The sequence below is a fragment of the Pseudemcibacter sp. genome (assembly GCF_965661635.1).
In the GTDB taxonomy this organism is placed as follows: Bacteria; Pseudomonadota; Alphaproteobacteria; order Sphingomonadales; family Emcibacteraceae; genus Pseudemcibacter.
In genome coordinates, this window is the sequence record NZ_CBFIEP010000136.1 from 1 (window position 1) to 2,887 (window position 2,887).

Genomic DNA, 2,887 nt, shown 5'->3' on the forward strand with positions numbered 1-2,887 from the left:
GGTTAATTTTAATCAACTAAATAATCCCCGGCGTGACGGTGTATTGGTTGCACTAGCGGGGCCAGGCGCTAATATTTTCCTTCTGATTATGGCTGCATTATTACTCAATGTTATGGCTTTAATTCCAGTCTTTATGTCGGATTGGTTTAGGCAAAATATGATTAATATGATTATTATTAATGCAATATTGGCCGTATTTAATATGCTTCCAATCCCACCACTTGATGGCGGGCGTGTCGCGGTAGGGATATTACCGTATCCTCTCGCAAGGCCGCTTAGTCGGCTTGAGCCATATGGTATGTTAATTATTTTAATGGCCCTTTTCATCATCCCGATCGGCGGGCGATATATCGGTTTGAATTTAAATATATTCCAGTATATTGTTATGCCTCCCGTTGAAATAATGCTGGGATGGGCAGAAAATTTAGCGAACCTTTAAAATAATGAATGAAATAGAAGATAACGATATTGATGAATTTGAATTACCAGACCTTCGTCTTGGTAAAATGGATGACGTGAGCGAAGAAGAGCGTCTGATTGTTGATATTGACGGTTTTGAAGGACCTCTTGATGTTCTATTGACATTATCTAGAACTCAAAAAGTAGATCTGAAGCAAATCTCAATATTAGATCTCGTCAAACAATATCTAGAATTTGTTCAACAAGCTCGTGAGTTAAGATTAGAATTGGCGGCCGATTATTTGGTTATGGCAGCCTGGTTAGCTTATTTGAAATCTCGTCTTTTATTACCTGAAGAAGAAAACGAAGATGAGCTTTCTGCAGAAGAACTTGCAGCAAGATTAACATATCAACTTCAGCGTTTAGGGGCGATCCGCGACCGTGCTGCGGAATTAATGTCTCGTAACCAAATGGGAAGGGATATGTTTGCGCGCGGAGCACCGGAACCGGTTATTGTAACGAGGCACCATACATATGAATTAAGCCTTTATGATTTACTCAAGGCTTACTCAGAACAAAAAACGCGGGGTGCGGCGGCAGATATAAGAATTCATAAACGGGCGGTTTATACATTAGATAAAGCCATAGAAAGATTATCCGAAATGTTGGGACTTGCTATTGATTGGACTGATTTAGAACAATTTATGCCGTCTGATATAGATGATCCACAAATAATAAGGTCGGCAAAAGCAAGTATGTTTACGGCGTCTTTGGAACTGGCCAAAAATGGTAAAGCGGATATTATACAAAAACAATTATTCGGCCCTCTTTTCATAAGGGGCAGAAAACAAGAAAACGCAGAGGATGAAGAATAAAATGGAAGTTCATGAACAGATGAGAATATGTGAAGCTCTGTTGTTTGCATCTGATCGACCTTTATCCTCGATTGCTTTAGCGGAACAGTTGCCAGAAGGTAGTGATGCGGATTCTATTTTAAAAGCATTACAAGAGAAATATTCGGATGCAGGCGTTAACCTTGTTGAAGTTGCGGGTAAATGGATGTTTCAAACTGCATTTGATCTAGCGTTTTTGCTTCGTAAAGAAGAAGAAAAAGAAAGAAAGTTATCAAGAGCAGCCATAGAAACACTTGCTATAATAGCCTATCATCAACCAATTACCCGTGCTGAAATTGAAGAAGTGCGTGGTGTTGGTGTTAGTAAAGGAACCCTCGATGTATTGATGGAGGCAACATGGATCAAGCCACTGGGACGCCGCAGAACACCAGGGAGACCAATGACTTATGGTACTACGGAAGATTTTCTTGTACACTTTGGATTAAATAGTGTAAAAGATTTACCTGGCTTAGCAGAACTTAAAGCAGCAGGTTTCTTAGAGAATGTGAACACCTCAAGACTTAACCTTTTAAGTGACGATAAACCAGAAGAAGAGCAACCCGACCTGCCGATGGATGATGATGAAAGCAGTTCTGAGGAGCAGGTAATCTCTTAAAAATATATATTTCTATTGATTTCCTGTTCAAGATCGTTGATCTTTTGCAAAAATAGCGCCTGTCCATTTGTGAAGGCATTGTATGAATTTTAGGAGAGAAACAAATGTCACCTAGTTTACCACAAATCATCATCGTAGTTGTTTTGTTAATTTTACTTTTCGGCCGCGGTAAAATTTCCGCTCTAATGGGCGATGTTGCGCAAGGTATCAAAAGCTTTAAAAAAGGTATTGCTGATGAAGAGCCGCAGGTTGCTGAAGAAAAACCTCAGGTTTCACAGCAAAAGGCTGAAACAGTATCTGAAGAAAAAAATGAGTCTTCAGAAAAATCTGATTAAGTATTAAATAATTTTATTAGTTAGGTTGGATCATACATGTTTGATGTAGGTTTTCCGGAACTTTTTATTGTCGCTGTTCTTGCTATTGTCGTAGTGGGGCCTAAAGACCTGCCCAAGGTTATTCGCTCAGTTATGGGAATGATTCGTAAGGTTCGTGAAATGGGTAGCGAATTTCAAGCCGGTGTAAAGAAAATGGCTGATGAGGTCGAGCTTGATGCTGTTACTCGCAAATTGAATGAAGCAGGAAATGTCAAAATAGACGATAAATCTGCAAGTTCTGCGACGGCAGCTTCAGATTATGATGAATTCGATTATGATGAATATGATTATGAAGGTCATAACTACGAGCCACCTGCACCAAAAAAAGAAGAAAAGCCTGCGGATGAGGACGCCTCAACACCAGCCTCAGATGATAAAGATGAAGCAATAGAAGAAGTAGAAGTGGCTTCTGATGAGAGCCCGGAAGTTGAAGAAAATAATACTCCAGAAGAGTCCGACGAAAAAATAAAGAGTAAAACTGATGACTGAAGAAGCGGAAGAGATTGATGAAAGCTCTGCGCCGCTTCTGGATCACTTGATCGAGCTGCGATCACGATTAATATGGTGTATTGCTTATATAATATTAGCCTTCGGTGTAAGTTTTT

At 39.7% G+C, this 2,887-nt stretch carries 5 protein-coding genes; all 5 read left to right on the top strand.

From position 1 onward, the window contains the following. On the top strand, positions 1-439 hold a 439-nt coding region (locus ACTF6W_RS08985; protein ID WP_438994205.1), incomplete at its 5' end, for a site-2 protease family protein. 4 nt (positions 440-443) lie between these two features. After that, complete coding sequence (locus ACTF6W_RS08990) at positions 444-1,274, top strand: segregation and condensation protein A (protein ID WP_438994206.1); 831 nt, start codon at positions 444-446, stop codon at positions 1,272-1,274. Between the two features lies 1 nt (position 1,275). After that, positions 1,276-1,908 carry an SMC-Scp complex subunit ScpB gene (gene scpB, locus ACTF6W_RS08995; RefSeq protein ID WP_438994207.1) on the top strand — a complete coding sequence of 211 codons (633 nt, stop codon included), beginning with the start codon at positions 1,276-1,278 and terminating at the stop codon, positions 1,906-1,908. 104 nt (positions 1,909-2,012) lie between these two features. After that, positions 2,013-2,243, top strand: coding sequence for a twin-arginine translocase TatA/TatE family subunit (locus ACTF6W_RS09000; protein WP_438994208.1), 231 nt, complete (start codon positions 2,013-2,015; stop codon positions 2,241-2,243). 36 nt (positions 2,244-2,279) lie between these two features. Next, positions 2,280-2,771: a Sec-independent protein translocase protein TatB gene (gene tatB / locus ACTF6W_RS09005; RefSeq protein WP_438994209.1), complete on the top strand. Its 492-nt coding sequence runs from the start codon at positions 2,280-2,282 to the stop codon at positions 2,769-2,771. Positions 2,772-2,887: the final 116 nt, after the last annotated feature.